The 17,616-nt window shown below is 29.3% G+C and carries 17 protein-coding genes; all 17 read left to right on the forward strand.

The features are described from left to right. The first annotated feature begins 79 nt into the window (after nucleotides 1-79). The gene (locus INR60_RS04375; protein WP_194190257.1) at nucleotides 80-2,815 is read left to right on the forward strand and encodes an SH3 domain-containing protein; all 2,736 of its coding nucleotides are present in this window, start codon (nucleotides 80-82) and stop codon (nucleotides 2,813-2,815) included. A 219-nt stretch (nucleotides 2,816-3,034) separates the two neighbouring features. Continuing rightward, the gene (locus INR60_RS04380) at nucleotides 3,035-3,835 is read left to right on the forward strand and encodes a sigma-E processing peptidase SpoIIGA (RefSeq protein ID WP_194190258.1); all 801 of its coding nucleotides are present in this window, start codon (nucleotides 3,035-3,037) and stop codon (nucleotides 3,833-3,835) included. 8 nt (nucleotides 3,836-3,843) lie between these two features. Next, nucleotides 3,844-4,551 carry an RNA polymerase sporulation sigma factor SigE gene (gene sigE / locus INR60_RS04385; RefSeq protein ID WP_194190259.1) on the forward strand — a complete coding sequence of 236 codons (708 nt, stop codon included), beginning with the start codon at nucleotides 3,844-3,846 and terminating at the stop codon, nucleotides 4,549-4,551. 79 nt (nucleotides 4,552-4,630) lie between these two features. Further along, nucleotides 4,631-5,404 (forward strand): RNA polymerase sporulation sigma factor SigG, encoded by a 774-nt coding sequence (gene sigG, locus INR60_RS04390; RefSeq protein WP_194190260.1) that lies wholly within the window; start codon nucleotides 4,631-4,633, stop codon nucleotides 5,402-5,404. Nucleotides 5,405-5,477: 73 nt separating this feature from the next. Further along, nucleotides 5,478-5,753, forward strand: coding sequence for a YlmC/YmxH family sporulation protein (locus tag INR60_RS04395; RefSeq protein ID WP_194190261.1), 276 nt, complete (start codon nucleotides 5,478-5,480; stop codon nucleotides 5,751-5,753). Between the two features lie 80 nt (nucleotides 5,754-5,833). After that, entirely contained in the window at nucleotides 5,834-6,286 is a 453-nt protein-coding gene (gene nrdR / locus INR60_RS04400) for a transcriptional regulator NrdR (protein WP_194190262.1), read from the forward strand. 144 nt (nucleotides 6,287-6,430) lie between these two features. Next, complete coding sequence (locus tag INR60_RS04405) at nucleotides 6,431-7,138, forward strand: purine nucleoside phosphorylase YfiH/LACC1 family protein (RefSeq protein ID WP_194190263.1); 708 nt, start codon at nucleotides 6,431-6,433, stop codon at nucleotides 7,136-7,138. 11 nt (nucleotides 7,139-7,149) lie between these two features. Beyond that, nucleotides 7,150-7,845 carry a response regulator transcription factor gene (locus tag INR60_RS04410; protein ID WP_194190264.1) on the forward strand — a complete coding sequence of 232 codons (696 nt, stop codon included), beginning with the start codon at nucleotides 7,150-7,152 and terminating at the stop codon, nucleotides 7,843-7,845. Nucleotides 7,846-7,848: 3 nt separating this feature from the next. Next, nucleotides 7,849-9,510 carry a HAMP domain-containing sensor histidine kinase gene (locus INR60_RS04415; protein WP_194190265.1) on the forward strand — a complete coding sequence of 554 codons (1,662 nt, stop codon included), beginning with the start codon at nucleotides 7,849-7,851 and terminating at the stop codon, nucleotides 9,508-9,510. Nucleotides 9,511-9,683: 173 nt separating this feature from the next. Then, nucleotides 9,684-10,568, forward strand: coding sequence for a phosphate ABC transporter substrate-binding protein (locus INR60_RS04420; protein ID WP_194190266.1), 885 nt, complete (start codon nucleotides 9,684-9,686; stop codon nucleotides 10,566-10,568). 14 nt (nucleotides 10,569-10,582) lie between these two features. Next, nucleotides 10,583-11,470 (forward strand): phosphate ABC transporter permease subunit PstC, encoded by an 888-nt coding sequence (pstC, locus tag INR60_RS04425; protein ID WP_194190267.1) that lies wholly within the window; start codon nucleotides 10,583-10,585, stop codon nucleotides 11,468-11,470. Nucleotide 11,471: 1 nt separating this feature from the next. Then, entirely contained in the window at nucleotides 11,472-12,356 is an 885-nt protein-coding gene (gene pstA, locus INR60_RS04430) for a phosphate ABC transporter permease PstA (RefSeq protein ID WP_194190268.1), read from the forward strand. 9 nt (nucleotides 12,357-12,365) lie between these two features. Next, a complete protein-coding gene (gene pstB, locus INR60_RS04435) occupies nucleotides 12,366-13,115 on the forward strand; it encodes a phosphate ABC transporter ATP-binding protein PstB (protein ID WP_194190269.1) in 750 nt (249 codons plus the stop codon). Between the two features lie 13 nt (nucleotides 13,116-13,128). After that, entirely contained in the window at nucleotides 13,129-13,782 is a 654-nt protein-coding gene (gene phoU / locus INR60_RS04440; RefSeq protein ID WP_194190270.1) for a phosphate signaling complex protein PhoU, read from the forward strand. A 155-nt stretch (nucleotides 13,783-13,937) separates the two neighbouring features. After that, a complete protein-coding gene (locus INR60_RS04445; protein WP_194190271.1) occupies nucleotides 13,938-15,269 on the forward strand; it encodes a DUF512 domain-containing protein in 1,332 nt (443 codons plus the stop codon). Between the two features lie 3 nt (nucleotides 15,270-15,272). Further along, complete coding sequence (der, locus tag INR60_RS04450) at nucleotides 15,273-16,589, forward strand: ribosome biogenesis GTPase Der (RefSeq protein WP_194190272.1); 1,317 nt, start codon at nucleotides 15,273-15,275, stop codon at nucleotides 16,587-16,589. A gap of 2 nt (nucleotides 16,590-16,591) precedes the next feature. Further along, on the forward strand, nucleotides 16,592-17,584 hold the full coding sequence (locus tag INR60_RS04455) for an NAD(P)H-dependent glycerol-3-phosphate dehydrogenase (protein WP_194190273.1): 993 nt from the start codon (nucleotides 16,592-16,594) through the stop codon (nucleotides 17,582-17,584). Nucleotides 17,585-17,616: the final 32 nt, after the last annotated feature.

Consider the following 17,616-nt stretch of genomic DNA (forward strand, 5'->3'; position numbering starts at 1 on the left):
TTATTAGATAAATATTTTATTAGATTAATTATTATGTTAAAATTATATTGTATTATTATTTAGAAATAGGAGAATGGGTATGAATAAAAAGAAGTTAATGGCACTTATTTTAATCGCGTCTGCAAGTGCAAGTCCTCTTTTAGCAAAAGAAAACGCATATGCAGCAAATGCAAAGCCTGATAGTAGCTCTATGGATGATAATTCTAGAAGTTCTAATAAAGGACAAGTTGTCAATGTAACTACTTATTTAAGAGTTAGAAGTGGTGCTGGAACTAATCATAGCACTATTGGTTACTTGAAAAACGGGCAAACTATCTCTATAAAAGGAAAGTCAGGCTCATGGTATAAAATCGATTTTGAGAATAAAACTGGGTATATAAGTGAAGATTTTGTAAAGCTAACAAATGGAAATGCAAATCAAAATGATTCACAGAGTAAATCAAAAGGTAAAGTTATTAATATAACTTCTTCACTTAGAATGAGAAGTGGTGCTGGCACTAGTCATAGCACAGTTGCATACTTGAAAAATGGCCAAGAGTTTGATATTTTAGGTAAATCAGGGGATTGGTATAAAATTAAAGCAGAAGGTAAAGAAGGGTTTGTTCATAAAGATTATGTAAAGGTTATTTCTGGTAATGGAAATAATAATAATAATAATAATAATAATAATAATAATAATACAAGTAATGAGAACAAGCCAGCAACTGTAAAAGGACAAGGTCAGGTAGTTAACGTTGAAACAGCATTAAGAGTTAGAAGTAAAGCTAATACTTCATCTTCAATTAAAGGATACATTTATAATGGAGATAAGGTTGAAGTGCTAGAAAAAACAGGCAATTGGTATAAAATAAAAAAAGGTAATCTTGAAGGTTTCACATCATCAGATTACATTAAAATATTAAATAATGATAATTCAAACAATAAGCCTGAACAAAAACCTGATGAAAAGCCAACAGAAATAAAAGGCACAGGAAAAGTAATAAATATTACTTCTTCATTAAATGTAAGAAGCGGTGCTGGAACTAATCATGGTGTAGTAGGGACACTACATAATGGTGATAGCTTTGATGTTATAGGTAAAACTGGAAGTTGGTATAAGATAAAAAAAGGAAGTTTAACAGGTTATATTTCACAAGATTATGTTAAGTTTACACCTGAAACTGAGAAACCAAATGAAAAGCCAGATGAAAAACCGACAGAAATAAAAGGAACGGGAAAAGTAATAAATATTACTTCTTCATTAAATGTAAGAAGTGGAGCTTCTACGAGCCATAGCGTAGTAGGAACGCTACATAATGGTGATAGCTTTGACGTTTTAGGTAAATCAGGAAGTTGGTATAAAATAAAAAAAGGAAATATGACAGGATATGTTTCTCAAGATTTTGTTAAATATACCCCTGAAGCTGATAAACCAAGCGAAAAACCTGATGATAAACCTGAGGTAACAGCAAAAAAAGGAAAAGTTGTTAATGTTACTTCTTCATTAAATATAAGAAGTGGAGCTTCTACAAATCATAGTGTTGTTGGCGTTTTACATGCAGGTGATACATTTGATATTACTGGTAAATCAGGAGATTGGTATAAAATTAAAAAAGGAAGTGTTACAGGTTACGTTAATCAAGAATATGTAAAAATTATAGATAGTGACGATGGCAACACAAGTAAACCTGATGAAAAACCAGGAAATGAGGATAAAACAGGAATAGTAAATGTAAGCAGTTCTTTAAATGTAAGAAAAGATGCTAGTACTACATCTGATGTAGTTGGTCAATTAAGAAATGGTGATAAAGTTACAATTAAAGGCGAAAAGAATGGATTTTATAGAATTCAGACTAATAGCATAAAAGATGGTTATGCATCAAAGGAATATATTAAATTATCAGATGGAACTGATGGTGGAACTTCATCAGATGGTAATGGTAATGTAAATGTAGATTTCAATGGTCCTGTTGTGCATACAAACTACAGTATGAGTCTAGATGACTATATTAAACTTCAACAAAGTAGAGTTCCAAGTTATAGTTATAGTTATTTTGAACAATATATAAATCCGGAAAGAGCCACTAATAGATATCAATTCTTAAGAATTGATAGATTTAGAGATATAAATGTTACTGGATTAAATTCATATCTTTCTTCAAAAGATGCTGGAGTTTTAAAAGGAACTGCATCAGCATTTAGAAGTGCAGCTAAAAATCATAATATTGATCCCATTTATTTCGTGGCTCAATCAATACACGAAACAGGATATGGTAAGAGTAAGCTTGCAAAAGGAGTTCAAATAAGCGAAATTGCAAACCCAGACAAGCCTATATATAATTCGAAAGGACAACTTATAGGTTATGAAATGATTAAATTAAGCAAACCTACAACAGTATATAATTTGTTTGGTATAGGAGCATATGATAATAGTGATGTTTTCCCAAACAGAGCTTTGATTATGGGAACTACTTATGCATATAATAAGGGATGGACTAGTATAGAAAAAGCTATAGACGGAGCTGCAGAATTTGTTTCTTTAAATTATGTAAATAGTTCTAAGTATGAACAAAATACATTATATAAAATGAGATATATGCAAGATACTGCAAATGTTTGGCATCAATATGCTACATCACCTTGGTATGCGCAAAGTATAGGAAGTCAAATGTCTGAGTTATCTAACTTATACAAATCAGGGAATGAGTTTTTATATGATGTTCCTAAATTTAGTTCAAGTAGAGCTATTTCATTTAAATCAATTCCAAACAATACAATAAGTAAAAAGGAAAATCTGCCTCAAAACCAGACTCATGTTCCTTTAGAAAAACATTAAAAAAAAGACCTGTTTCAGGTCTTTTTTTTATTTCATAAAAATATATTATTTATCACCGTTACTCAAAAATAGATAATTCAATTTGTAAAAAAATATATATGTTTGAACTAAAGTAAATTTTTATGTAAAAACATTAGTGAAAAAAATTAATCATTTGATTTATTTTGTGACAAACTTTTGAAACCTTAAGATATATAATTTATCGTGAAAGGAGGTAATATGGATATTTATATTGATGTATTAATATTGGAAAATTCTATAGTTAATCTTTTCCTTTTAACAATAACTTATAAGATATTAAGGATAGAATATAGCTTTAGAAATTCAGTTGTAATCTCTTTTTTAGGAGCACTTTATAGTTTAACAATGATTTTTGATAGTTTGAAAATATTTAGTATCTTTCTGATTCAATTATGTGTTGCAATTATTATGTGTTATATTCCAATTAAAAATAAAGTATTTACCAAAATAATAAAATCTGTAATAACTTTTTTAGGAGTATCTTTTATATTAAGTGGTATATGTTTTAAATTTATGATGGAATCTGGGAAGTACACTACTTTAGATGGGATATATTTAAGTGATTTTAAAGTTAAATATCTAATTTTATCAATAATAATAATTTATTTAACTTTAGATAGAATTATAACTCTCATAAAAGAAAAAAATATTATGGATAGTTTTATTTTCGATTTAAAGATTAACATTGGAGAGTCGGAAATTAAAATAAAAAGTTTTCTAGACACTGGAAATGAACTGAGAGAGCCTATAACAAATTTACCTTGCGTTATAATTGAAAAAAATAGTTTTAAATACAATGAATCAGGAAACGAGGTATTTTATAAAATACCTTACAAGGCAATCGGATGTGAAGGTTATCTTAAAGGAATAAAAGTCAAATCAATGCAAATTAAGAAAGGGGACATGCTTAAGGAATTCGAAGGAATAGTTTGTTTGTGTGATGAAAAGTTAAGTAAAGAAAATGAATTTAATGCACTCTTATCAAGAGGAGTTCTATAGGAGGATTTATGATTAGATTAGACGTTTTATTAAATAAATTATTAGTAAAGTTAGGATTATTTAAAAAGAATTTGCACTATGTTGGTGGCAGTGACGCACTTCCACCACCTTTAACAAAAGATGAAGAAGAAGAATTGATGGAAAAACTTAGAAAGGGAGATGAAGAAGTTAGAGCAACTTTAATTGAAAGAAATTTAAGGTTAGTAGTATATATTGCAAGGAAATTTGAAAATACAGGAGTTTATGTTGAAGATTTAATTTCAGTTGGTACTATAGGATTAATAAAATCAGTTAATACATTTAATCCGGAAAAAAAGATTAAATTAGCAACATATGCATCAAGGTGTATTGAAAATGAAATACTAATGTATCTTAGAAAAAATAGTAAAATTAAAGCGGAAATATCTTTTTATGAACCTTTAAATATAGACTGGGATGGGAATGAGTTGTTGCTGTCAGATATCTTAGGTACGGAAAACGATACTGTATATAATATGATTGAAGATGAAGTAGACAAACAACTTCTCTTTATTGCACTTAAAAACTTAAATGAGAGAGAAAAAGAAATAGTTAAACTTAGATTTGGATTAAATGGTACTAACGAAAAAACACAAAAAGAAGTAGCAGATATGCTTGGAATTTCTCAATCATATATTTCAAGATTAGAAAAAAAGATTATAAATAGATTAAAAAAAGAAATTAGTAAAATGGTATAGATTGTCTTAAGTATAAAAGTTTAATCTAACGGAAATACTTCTTAGTATGGTGAAAGTACTTCCGAAGGAGTGAACTAATGTGATTATTAATAAAGTAGAAATTTGCGGAGTAAATACAGCGAAACTTCCAATATTAAAGGAAAAGGAAAAGCGAGAGTTATTAAAACGTATTAAAGATGGTGATACAGGCGCTAGAGAAACCTTTATAAACGGTAACTTAAGATTGGTTTTAAGTGTTATACAAAGATTCAATAATAGAGGAGAAAATGTTGATGATTTATTTCAAGTTGGGTGCATAGGACTTATGAAATCTATTGATAATTTTGATTTATCTCAAAATGTTAAATTTTCAACATATGCAGTTCCTATGATAATTGGTGAAATAAGAAGATATTTAAGAGATAATAATTCTATAAGAGTAAGTAGATCATTAAGAGATATAGCATATAAGGCATTATTAGTTAGAGATAAATTAATAAAAGATAATAACAAAGAACCAAATATTTCACAAATAGCAAAAGAATTAGAGATACCTAGAGAAGAGGTTGTTTTTGCATTAGATGCAATTCAAGATCCGGTTTCTCTATTTGAACCCATATACCACGACGGTGGGGATGCTATTTATGTAATGGATCAAATAAGTGATTCAAAAAACACTGATGAATCGTGGCTTGAAAATATATCTATAAAAGAAGCTATGAAAAAATTAAGTGATAGAGAAAAGCTTATTTTAAACTTAAGATTTTTTAGGGGTAGAACCCAAATGGAAGTTGCTGATGAAATTGGAATTTCGCAAGCACAGGTATCAAGATTAGAAAAAACTGCTTTAAAGCATATGAAAAAGCATGTTTAAAAGAACTCATTTGAGTTCTTTTTTTTTATGCTAATTAATATAATATAAGGACAAAATTTAAAGGAGGATTAGTATGGAAGAAAATTTACATTCAATTAACTCAATGAAAAATATGGAGATAATAGATATTAATAATGGAAGGAAAATTGGGTTTATTATCGATATAAAAATCGATTGTGAGAATGACAAAGTTTTATCTCTTGTATTACCTGGAGAGAGCAAGGGATGGTTTAATAAATCAGAGGAAATAGAAATTCCATGGGAAAAAGTTAAGAAAATAGGAGATGATGTTATCTTAGTTTCTTTAGATGAATATAATTTTAATGAAACAGATAGGAATATATACTGATAACATCTAGTCAAGAGTAAGAAAAATATGTATAATAACTGTATAGATTAGGAATTTATATGCAGAAAGGATGGGAAATTATGAAGTGCCCTTTTTGTTCTTTTAATGAAAGTAAAGTTGTAGATTCAAGATCAACAGATGATAACACAACAATCAGAAGAAGAAGAGAATGTCTAAAATGTTCTAAGAGGTATACTACATATGAAAAAATTGAAGATATACCAATATTAGTGATAAAAAAAGATATGACTAGAGAAAATTTTAATAAAGAGAAAATTATTAATGGATTAATTATTGCATGTCAAAAAAGACCAGTGTCTAGAGGTCAAATTGAAAATATCGCAAACGATATTGAAAAAGCTATTTCTAATCAAATGATTGCAGAGGTGCCATCTCAAACTATTGGTGAGATGATTATGGATAGACTAAAGGAAATAGATGAAGTTTCTTATGTTAGATTTGCTTCAGTTTATAGGCAATTTAAAGATATTAATACTTTCATGGAAGAAATTAATAGATTAATGAAGGAATAGTACATAAAAGACATTTCATATAGTGAAATGTCTTTTATGTTGTAGATAAGTATATTAAGTTAAACTTAGGTAAAAACTTTATTTAAAAATAGCATGAATAAATTATAAATGTTAAAATTATTTATATAGGTATGGGAGGATATAATGGAAAAAATAGAAGATTTTTTAGTGATTGATAATTTAGAAAGTAAAGTTGTTTTTTCAACAGCTGAGAAAAATAGAAGTTTTAATAGAAATACTGAAGAAGGCTTAAAGGAACTTGAAAGTATTAAAGAAACATTTAATGTAAGTGAAGTGTTATTTTTAAAACAGATTCATTCTGATATAGTTAAAGTTTATAAGGGGCAAGCAGATTTTAATGATAATGAGGGGGATGCTATAGTTACAAATAAAAGAAATGTTGTAGTTGGAGCATTTACAGCCGATTGTGTACCAGTAATACTTATAAATGAAGAAAAGTCTACAATAGCAGCTATTCATAGTGGTTGGAAAGGAACGTTTAATTCTATTACTAAAAAAGTATTAGAAGTTATGGAAGAGGATTTTTTATGTAATCATAGTAGAACAAAGGCATATATTGGGCCACATATAATGGACTGCTGTTATGAAATTTCAGAAGAATTAAAGGAAAAATTTATAAATAAAAAAGAAGATGTTTTAAAATTATTTAAAGGTAGAAATTTAAATATGCAAAATTGTATTTTATCAGATTTAAAGTGCAAAGGTGTTTTAAGTGAAAATATTATAACTATAAACAAATGTACATATTGTAGTAAGGATGTAAAATTGCATTCTTATAGAAAATCAAATGGATCTTATGGAAGATTATTTACATTTGCATTTTTAAAATAAGGGGGATGGTTATGTCAAAAGATAGAATTTTAATAGTAGATGACGAAGAAAATATTTTAGAACTTTTAAGATTTAATTTGGAAAATTCAGGTTACGATGTTATTGGTGCTTCAAATGGTATTGATGCACTAAAATTAGTTAAAGAGAAAAGGCCTAAGCTGGTTTTATTAGATATAATGTTACCTGGAATGGATGGTCTTGATGTATGTAAGGAAATAAAAAAAGATAAGGATCTTAAAAATACTTCAATTATAATGTTAACTGCAAAAGGTGAAGAACTGGATAAGATTTTAGGGCTAGAATTAGGTGCGGATGATTATATGACTAAACCTTTTTCAATTAGAGAATTATTAGCAAGAGTTAAGGCAGTTCTTAGAAGAACAAATGTAGTAGATGTAAAAGAAGAAAACTTTTATGAAAAAGGAAGAATAAAGATAGATTTTGAGAGATACGAAGTATTAATAAATGGAGAAAAAATAGATACTACTTTAAAGGAATTTGAACTTCTTGAAATGCTTATTAAAAATAGAGGTAAAATTTTAAATAGAGAGATACTTCTTGAGAAAATATGGGGATACGAGTATATAGGAGAAACAAGGACTGTAGATGTCCATATAAGATATCTAAGAAAAAAAATTGAAGAGGATGATAAGGCGCCTAAATTTATAGAGACAATTAGAGGTGTCGGCTATAGATTTAACGGGTAGGTTATGAAAAAAAAGATTGTAACATCTGTAGTTATAACAGTTTTATTTGCACTTCTTATAATTACTTCTTCATTCATGGCCCTTGTAAGTATCCAAGAAATTAAAAATACAAAAAGTATACTGAAAAATTATAATGATATTGTTATTCATTCAAATAACTTAACAAAAGACTATTTAAAAACATTTAAGATAAATAATGTTGAGATTTCTTTTACTCTTATTGATAAAAGTGGGAAAGTTATATATGGTGATAAAGGGGATTTTTCTGATAATGAAATAAATGATGCTAAGATTAAAGGCGTAGGATACTCAGAAAGACATAATCCGGAAATAAAGCAAGATATGATATACTGTGCAACATCTTTTGATAATGGCATGGTTTTAAGAAGTGGGGTTCCAATTAAAACAATGGAATTTTTAGTTCACGAAGATATGAAATATTACTTGATTGTTTTAGGAATAGTATTTTTACTTTCTATTGCTTTGGCCCTTAAATTAGTTAGGCTAATAGTTGAACCTGTAAAAAATTTAGAAAATGTCACTTTCAAAATAGCTAATGGAGATCTAAATACAAGAGTTCATATTAATTCAAATGATGAATTAGGGTCTCTTGGGAAGACATTTAATAATATGGCCGATCAGCTTCAAAGTAAGATACGTGAAGTTTTAGATAAGCAAAATAGGTTAGAATCAATATTAAGAAGTATGCAAAGTGGTGTAATTGCTTTAGATAGAAAAAATAATATAATAACTATGAATCCTTATGCTAAAGATATATTTGGCATAAAAAAGAATATTGTTGGTGAAAATATTTCAAATTATATAGATGATAAAAATTTAAATAAAATAATGTTAAGTGACAATAACGAAGAAAAAGAAATAAAAATAAAAAAACCATATAAAAAAGTATTAAAAATTAAAAAAGATGCTATGATAAACGGCTATGAGAGAATTGGTGATGTTATAGCTATCCAAGATATAACTGAAATGAAAAGACTTGAAAATATGAGGACGCAGTTTGTTGCGAATGTTTCCCATGAATTAAAAACACCATTAACATCAATTAAAGGTTTTTCTGAAACACTACGTTTTGTTGAAGATAAAGAAACGAGAGAGAAATTTTTAGATATAATAGATAAAGAGTCAACAAGATTAACAAGATTAATAGATGATATATTAACTCTTTCAAATCTTGAAAATTGTGAAATAGAAGAGCTAGAAGAATTCTTACCAGATAAAATTATAGAAGATGCTATAAATATTTTAAAAGATCAAAGTGATAAGAAAAATATAAAAATTCATTTTGAAAGCAGGAATAGACATAGTATTTTAGGCAGAGAAGATAAGTTCTTACAAGTTGCAATTAATCTTATAGAGAATGCTATTAAGTACTCTGAAGAAGATACTAATATCTTTATAAAAAGTTACACAGATTCTAAAGATTACATCTTAAAAGTAAAAGATGAAGGTATGGGTATTCCTAAGGAAGATTTACCTAGGATTTTTGAAAGATTTTATAGAGTTGACAAAGCTAGAAAAAGAGGCGGAACAGGACTTGGACTTGCTATTACTAAACATATAATAAAATCTTTTGGCGGCACAATAGAAGTTGATTCAGATTATGGTATAGGCTCAACTTTTACCTTTAAAATCAAATATATATAGAATATTAAACTCTGGAGTTTATACTCTAGAGTTTTTTTTGTTAAATAAATTTAACAAAGTTAATTTTATTTAACATACAATATTTTGGAATTAACATTCGCATAATAATTGCTTAACTTTATGGAGATATTATATAAGTGTAAGATAAATAAAAATTAATTGGAGGGAAATTAATGAAAAAAAGAAGTTTGAAACTTATAGTTGGGGTAATATCAGTAGCAATGATTGGAGGAATATTTGTAGGCTGTGGAAATGATGGAGCTAAAGGTGAAGGAAGTTCTGAAACAATTACAGTAAGTGGTTCATCAGCTTTATTGCCATTAATGGAACAGTCAGTTGAAAAATATAAAGAAGAAAACTCTAATGCAATTGTTAGCGCTCAAGCTGGAGGTTCTGGGACAGGGTTAACACAAGTCTTAGAAGGAACTGTTAATATAGGAAATTCAGATATTTTTGCAGATCAAAAATTATCAAAAGAGCAGGCAAGTCAATTAGTTGATCATAAGGTAGTCGCACAAGGGTTTGGTGTTGTAGCTAATAAGGCAGCGGGAGTTACATCATTAACTAAAGAACAAATACAAAAAATATTTAGTGGTGAAATAAAAAACTGGAAAGAAGTTGGTGGTAAAGATAAAGAAATTTTAGTTATTCATAGACCAGCATCTTCAGGTACAAGAGCTACTTTCACAGAAAAAGTATTAGATGGTAAAAAAGAATTAGAAAATGATTCTATAGGGGCAACTCAAGATAGTAACGGAGCGGTATTAAATGCTATGAAACAAAATGAAGGAGCCGTAAGTTATGTGGCTTTATCATATATGAATACAGAAGAAGCTAAAAATAGCTTAGATTTAGTTTCAATAGACAAAATAGAAGCTACAGCACAAAATATAATAGATGGAAAGTACGACTTTTGGTCATGGGGTCATATGTATACAAAAGGTGAAGCAGAAGGTTTAACAAAAGAATTTATAGATTTTGTAGGAAGCGATAAAAATAAAGAGTCTATTGAAAGTCTAGGAATGATACAAGGTAGTTTAATAAAAGAAGATAAGTAGAAGGAATGAGTAATATGAAAAAAAGAAGTTTCAAAGAAAGGTTAATTAATGATTATATAGGAAAAGGATTAAGCAGTGCATGTGGAATCTTTATAATCGTAATAACGCTAGCAATAATATTCTTTATAGGATCTAAGGGAATTCAGACATTTACAAAAGGGAATTACGGGATAGCAGAGTTTTTATTTACAAATAACTGGAATCCGTCAGGATCGCCACAATCATTTGGAGCTCTTTCTTTCATATTAGGTTCCATATTTGTATCATTAGGTGCAGTTTTAATTGCAGCACCTATAGCAATAGCTCTTGGTATCTTTGTAAATTTAATTTCAAAGAAATTAGGGGAAAGATTTATTAAACCAACGCTTGAAGTACTAGTTGGAATTCCATCTGTAGTTTATGGTTGGGTTGGGGTTTCAGTTCTAGTTCCTCTTATTAAAGATAGTTTCGGTGGTATAGGATTTTCACTACTTGCTGGTATATTAGTTTTATCAATTATGATATTACCTACAATAGCAACACTTTCTATAGATGCTATAAAAGGAATACCAAATGAACATATTGAAGCGTCATATGGATTAGGGGCAACAAGGTGGCAAACAATTAAAAATGTAGTAACACCAGGTGCTAAAAGTGGGATACTAACAGGAGTCGTTTTAGGTCTTGCACGTGCTTTTGGAGAAGCATTAGCAGTACAAATGGTTATAGGAAATGCAATTAAAATACCAGATAGCTTAACTTCATCAGCAGCAACATTAACAAGTATCCTGACTATGGATATGGCAAACACTGTTACAGGAACTGCTTGGAATGATGCTTTATGGACTATGGCACTAATACTACTTCTTATGTCATTTGTATTTATACTGATAATAAGAAGAATTGATAAAGGAGGTAACTAAAGTGAACGCTAAGAAAATTGATAAAATAGCAACAGCTATATTTTATATAATAAGTGGATTTGTTGTTCTTCTACTAGCACTTTTTTTAGGATTTATATTCTATAAAGGAATAGGAATGATATCACCTAAATTTATTTTTAGTAATCCTAAAATGATAAGTGCAGGTGGAGGAATAGGGCCACAAATTTTCAATTCACTATATTTATTAGTTATTTCTCTATTAATTACAGTACCTATAGGGATTGGTGCAGGTATATACCTTGCAGAATATGCTAAAGAAGGTGTACTTTTAAGAATTATTAGATTATCTTTAGAAACTATGTCTTCACTTCCTTCAATTGTTATTGGGATGTTTGGACTATTAGTATTTGTAAATATGGCTGGATTTGGTTATTCTATTTTAGCTGGAGCATTATCTGTCAGCATATTAAATATTCCTGCAATGACAAGAATAGCTGAAAATGCTATTAGGTCTGCAAGTGTAAAAGTAAAGGAAGCGTCTTTAGGACTAGGTGCTAGTAAATGGCAGACGATTGTTAAAGTTACACTTCCAACAGCTATGAATGAAATTTTAACTGGTGTTATATTATCAGCTGGTAGAATTTTTGGAGAAGCCGCAGCTTTATTATATACAGCAGGATTAAGTTCAGGCAATTTAAACTTTGGTAATTTAAGTTTAACAGGTGAAACATCAGCATTTTCATTATTTAGGCCTGCTGAAACATTAGCAGTTCATATCTGGAAGTTAAATTCAGAAGGCGTGGTACCAGATGCAGCAGCAATTGCAAATGGGACAGCAGCGGTGCTTGTTATAATGGTTTTATTATTTAATATAATAGCAAAATATATAGGAAATAGAATGTTAAAGTCATATGGTGGACATTAGGAGGAACTTATGAGTATTATTGAAACTAAAAATTTAAACTTATACTACGGTACAAATAGAGCGTTAAAAGATATTAATTTAAAATTTGATAAAAATGAAGTTACGGCTTTAATAGGTCCATCTGGTTGTGGTAAGTCAACTTTTTTAAGAACTATAAATAGGATGAATGATCTTATTCCTATAGTTAAGATTGATGGAGAAGTATGTTTTGAGGGGCATAATATATTTGCAGATTATGATGAAATAGCTTTAAGGAAAAGAATTGGAATGGTGTTTCAAAAGCCAAACCCATTTCCAATGTCTATATACGATAATGTAGCTTATGGACCTAGGATTCATGGGATTAAGGATAAAAAAACACTAGATCAAATTGTAGAAAAAAGCTTAAAAGGAGCAGCTCTTTGGGAAGAGTGTAAAGATAGGCTTAAAAAATCAGCACTTGGATTATCAGGAGGTCAACAACAAAGGTTATGTATAGCGAGAACTTTGGCTGTTTCTCCAGAAATAATACTTATGGATGAACCTACATCAGCGCTTGATCCTATCTCTACAATGAAAGTAGAAGAACTTATAGGAGAACTAAAAAAACAATACACAGTAATTATTGTAACTCATAATATGCAACAAGCAGGGCGTATTGCAGATAAAACAGCATTTTTCTTAAATGGTGAAGTTATAGAATATGGTAAAACAGAAGATATTTTTTATAAACCTAAGGATAAGAGAACAGAAGATTATATAACAGGAAGATTTGGATAATCGAGGTGAAGTTATGACAAGGATAACTCAAAAACAAAAAATTAATCTTATAAATGAAAAATTATCTAATATGTCTACTCTTTTAAAAGAGCAATTAGAGATGAGTATGGATTCTTTAGAGAAGAAGGATATAGCTTTAGCAAAGATTGCTATAAAAAAAGATGATGAAATAGACTCACTTCAAAAGGAAATTGAAGAAGAGTGTATAAAGTTTATAGCAACTGAACAACCGTTAGCAAAAGATTTAAGGAGAGTATTTACAGCAAGTAAAATAGTTACTGACTTAGAAAGAATGGCAGACCACACAGTTGATATCTGTAAAATAGTTAGATTCTTAGAGAATTATAAAGGTACAAATGATTTCAAAGAGTTATGGGATATGAAAGATAAAATCATCCATATGATTGATGTAGCTATGGAAGCTTATTTAAATAGAGATGCAGATAAAGCCTATGAAATATGTAATCTAGATGATGAAATAGATGAAATCCATAAAAGACTATTTAAGAAACTTCTTATTGAAATCAAAGAAGAAGACGAAGTTGAATCTGCAACAAGACTTCTATTTGTAAGTAAACATCTAGAGCGAATTGGGGATTATGTAACAAACATTTGTGAATGGATAATATTTTCTAAAAAAGGGAAATATGTAGATTTAAATGATTAAAAGATAGGGTAGCCTATCTTTTTTTCTTCTTAGATAAAGTATGATTTAAAAAATAAGTTCAATGCTTATATAAAACAGTCTAAAATATTTGACTAACAAGGTATATTAATGTAATATAACAAAGAAACACTAGTTTTGTAAAGGGAGTGAGAGACATGAAAAATATAATAAAAGAAGTACTTCCTGAAAGTATTGCAGAAGAAGTTGGAATCGAAGTTGGAGATATTTTACTTTCAATAAATGATACTATAATAGATGATATAATAGATTATAGATTTTTAGCAGCTGATGAAGAAATAACTCTTCAAGTTCAAAAGGCTAGTGGTGAAGTATGGGATATTGAGATTGAGAAAGATTACGGAGAAGAGTTAGGTTTAGAATTTGGCGGCGGTATTATGGATAAAGCAAAAAGTTGCAGTAATAAATGTGTTTTTTGTTTTATAGATCAGTTGCCAAAAGGAATGAGAGAAACTTTATATTTCAAAGATGATGATTCAAGACTTTCATTTTTACAAGGTAATTTTGTAACACTAACAAATATGAAAGAAGAGGATATTGATAGAATAATAAAATATCATATAAGTCCAATTAATATTTCAGTTCATACTACAAATCCAGATTTAAGAGTTAAGATGTTAACTAATAGGTTTGCAGGTCAAATTTATGAGAGAATGGAGAGACTTGCAGAAAATGGTATAATGATGCATGCCCAAATCGTGTGTATACCAGAAATGAATGACGGAGAAGAACTTGAAAAAACTATAAATGACTTGTATAAATTATATCCACAGGTTAATAATGTAGCTATAGTTCCTATTGGAATTACAAAATATAGAGAAAATTTACATAAAGTAAAAACTTTCACAAAAGAAACATCAAAAGAAACTATTGATTTAGTAAAAAGACTTCAAGATAAATTCTACAAAGAAATATCAGAACCATTTGTAAGATTATCTGATGAATTTTATTTAGTAGCAAATGAAGAAATCCCAGATGCAGATTTTTATAATGGCTACTCTCAAATTGAAGATGGCGTTGGTGTGACTAGATACTTTAGAGAAAGTATAAGTTCACAACTAGATGAGTTAGACTTAAGTAAAAAAGGAGAGTATACTGTAGTTACAGGAGACTTAGCTTATAATGAAGTTAAAAGTGCAATGGCATCAATAACTTCAAAAAACAAAAAAATAAAAATCACTGTAGAAAAAGTACTTAATAAATACTTTGGTGAGACTATAACAGTTTCGGGACTTCTAACTGGAACTGATATTATAAACCATTTAAAAAATAATATAAAAACTCCATATTTAATTATGCCAGATAACATGTTTAGAAGAGGATATGAATTAGCACCTGAAGAGTATATAATGCTTGATGATGTTACAATTCCAATGATAGAAGAGGCGTTAGGTGTTAAAGTAATACCTTGTGATTATAGTGGGGATGGTTTTATAGAATTATTAAATTCATATAACGAGGAGGAATAAAAAATGGCAAAACCGATAGTTGCAATGGTTGGTAGACCAAATGTTGGTAAATCAACTTTGTTTAATAGATTAGCTGGAAAAAGAATATCTATTGTTGAAGATACTCCAGGAGTAACTAGAGATAGAGTATACGCTGAGGCTGAGTGGTTAAATCATAATTTTACAATGATAGACACAGGTGGGATTGAACCTGAAAGAGGAGATATAATCCTTAAACAAATGAGAAGACAAGCAAACATAGCAATAGAAACTGCAGATGTTATTGTTTTTATTGTTGATGGTAAGGAAGGCTTAACAGCAGCAGATAATGAAGTTGCTACAATGCTTAGAAAAAGTAAAAAACCTGTTGTTCTTGTTGTTAATAAAGTTGATTCATTAAAAGAGGAAGACTATGCTTGGGAATTTTATAACCTAGGAATGGGTGAACCTGTAACAATATCAGCTTCACAGGGATTAGGTCTTGGTGATATGCTAGATAGAATAGTTGAAAACTTTGATCCTCATGCAAGTGAAGAGGAAGAAGACGAATATATAAGAATAGCTATGATTGGTAAACCAAACGTAGGAAAATCATCACTAATAAATAAATTATTAGGAGAAGATAGAGTAATAGTTTCTAACGTTCCAGGAACAACAAGAGATGCAATTGACTCATATCTTGAAACTGATGAAGGGAAATTTATACTAGTAGATACTGCTGGTATAAGAAGAAAAAGTAAAGTTAAAGAAGAAATTGAAAGATATAGTGTTATAAGAACTTATACAGCAGTAGAAAGAGCTGATGTTTGTATATTAATGGTTGATGCACAAGAGGGAATAACAGAACAAGATGAAAAAATAATAGGATACGCTCATGAATTAAACAAAGCAATTATGGTAGTAGTTAATAAATGGGATCTTATAGAAAAAGACGATAAAACTCTTGATAATTATAAAAAAGACATGCAAAGTAAACTTAAATTCTTAAAATATGCACCATACTTATTTATTTCAGCGTTAAGTGGCCAAAGAGTACATAAAGTATTACAAATGGCTAGAATGTGCTATGATAACTATTCAAAGAGAATATCGACAGGTATACTTAATGATGTAATCAGTAAAGCTGTTTTAATGAAAGAGCCACCTGTTGTAAGTTTAAAGAGATTAAAAATTTACTATGCGTCACAAGTTGCTACAAAACCACCAAAATTCATTTTCTTTGTAAATGATTCTAACGCTAGACATTTCTCATATGAGAGATATTTAGAAAACCAAATAAGAGAAAGTTTTGATTTCGAAGGTACTGGGTTACAAATCGAGTATAGAGAAAGGAAAATGTAAAAATGAGTAAAGTAGCGTTTATCGGTGGAGGTAGTTTTGGTACAGCACTTGCAATTCAATTAGGTAAAAAAAATAACGATGTAAGGATATTTGATAGGGATAAGTCAGTTTGTTATGATATAAACAACAATCATAAAAATGATAAATATTTGAAAGATATAGAAATTCCTAAAAATGTGGTGGCATTTAATAGCGCTAAAGAAGCACTAAAAGATGCACAATATGTCGTTTTAGCAATACCATCTCATGTAATTAGAGATGTCTTGAAAAATATAAAAGACTTAATTGATGAAAAAGCAATAGTAATATCAATAGCTAAAGGAATTGAAGCTGGATCTAACAAAAGATTATCAGAGGTAATATCAGAAGAGGTGGAAAATCCCGTAGTAATACTGTCAGGACCAAGCCACGCTGAAGAGGTTGCAATTGAGATTCCAACTACATTAGTATCTACATCAACAGAAATGAAACACGCAGAGACAGTTCAAGAGCTATTTATGACCCCAAGCCTTAGAATATACACAAATGATGATATTATTGGTGTAGAAATAGGTGGAGCCGTTAAAAATATAATTGCACTAGCTGCAGGTGTTGCAGATGGTGTTGGTTATGGAGATAACTCTAAAGCAGCGCTTATGACTAGAGGGATGAAAGAAATCTCAAGAGTAGGAGTTGCCTTAGGAGGTAAGGCCGAGACATTCTATGGTCTTACAGGAATGGGGGATTTAATAGTTACATGTACATCGATGCATTCAAGAAACAGAAGAGCGGGAATTTTAGTTGGAAAAGGTAAAAAACTTGATGAAGCGCTTGATGAAGTAGGAATGATTGTTGAAGGAGTAAAAGCCTGCAAAGCATTTAATGAGCTAAATAAAAAAATTAATGTAAGCATGCCGATTACAGAAGGGCTATACGAAGTTCTTTTTGATAATAAGAAACCTGATGAAGTTGTTACTGAACTTATGCTTAGAGAAAAGAAAAATGAAATTCATTAAAATAAAAGCGTATCAGAGAAAATCTGATGCGC

Source organism: Clostridium chrysemydis, assembly GCF_015234215.1.
In the GTDB taxonomy this organism is placed as follows: Bacteria; Bacillota; Clostridia; order Clostridiales; family Clostridiaceae; genus Clostridium; species Clostridium chrysemydis.

Excerpts from the sequence above, each read along its gene's own strand:
- INR60_RS04375 (WP_194190257.1), top strand. The coding sequence starts at position 80 with ATGAATAAAAAGAAGTTAATGGCACTTATTTTAATCGCGTCTGCAAGT.
- INR60_RS04405 (WP_194190263.1), top strand. The coding sequence starts at position 6,431 with ATGGAAAAAATAGAAGATTTTTTAGTGATTGATAATTTAGAAAGTAAA.
- INR60_RS04455 (WP_194190273.1), top strand. The coding sequence starts at position 16,592 with ATGAGTAAAGTAGCGTTTATCGGTGGAGGTAGTTTTGGTACAGCACTT.
- INR60_RS04380 (WP_194190258.1), top strand. The coding sequence starts at position 3,035 with ATGGATATTTATATTGATGTATTAATATTGGAAAATTCTATAGTTAAT.
- nrdR (WP_194190262.1), top strand. The coding sequence starts at position 5,834 with ATGAAGTGCCCTTTTTGTTCTTTTAATGAAAGTAAAGTTGTAGATTCA.
- INR60_RS04410 (WP_194190264.1), top strand. The coding sequence starts at position 7,150 with ATGTCAAAAGATAGAATTTTAATAGTAGATGACGAAGAAAATATTTTA.
- INR60_RS04445 (WP_194190271.1), top strand. The coding sequence starts at position 13,938 with ATGAAAAATATAATAAAAGAAGTACTTCCTGAAAGTATTGCAGAAGAA.
- pstB (WP_194190269.1), top strand. The coding sequence starts at position 12,366 with ATGAGTATTATTGAAACTAAAAATTTAAACTTATACTACGGTACAAAT.
- INR60_RS04395 (WP_194190261.1), top strand. The coding sequence starts at position 5,478 with ATGGAAGAAAATTTACATTCAATTAACTCAATGAAAAATATGGAGATA.
- sigE (WP_194190259.1), top strand. The coding sequence starts at position 3,844 with ATGATTAGATTAGACGTTTTATTAAATAAATTATTAGTAAAGTTAGGA.
- der (WP_194190272.1), top strand. The coding sequence starts at position 15,273 with ATGGCAAAACCGATAGTTGCAATGGTTGGTAGACCAAATGTTGGTAAA.
- phoU (WP_194190270.1), top strand. The coding sequence starts at position 13,129 with ATGACAAGGATAACTCAAAAACAAAAAATTAATCTTATAAATGAAAAA.
- INR60_RS04420 (WP_194190266.1), top strand. The coding sequence starts at position 9,684 with ATGAAAAAAAGAAGTTTGAAACTTATAGTTGGGGTAATATCAGTAGCA.
- INR60_RS04415 (WP_194190265.1), top strand. The coding sequence starts at position 7,849 with ATGAAAAAAAAGATTGTAACATCTGTAGTTATAACAGTTTTATTTGCA.
- pstC (WP_194190267.1), top strand. The coding sequence starts at position 10,583 with ATGAAAAAAAGAAGTTTCAAAGAAAGGTTAATTAATGATTATATAGGA.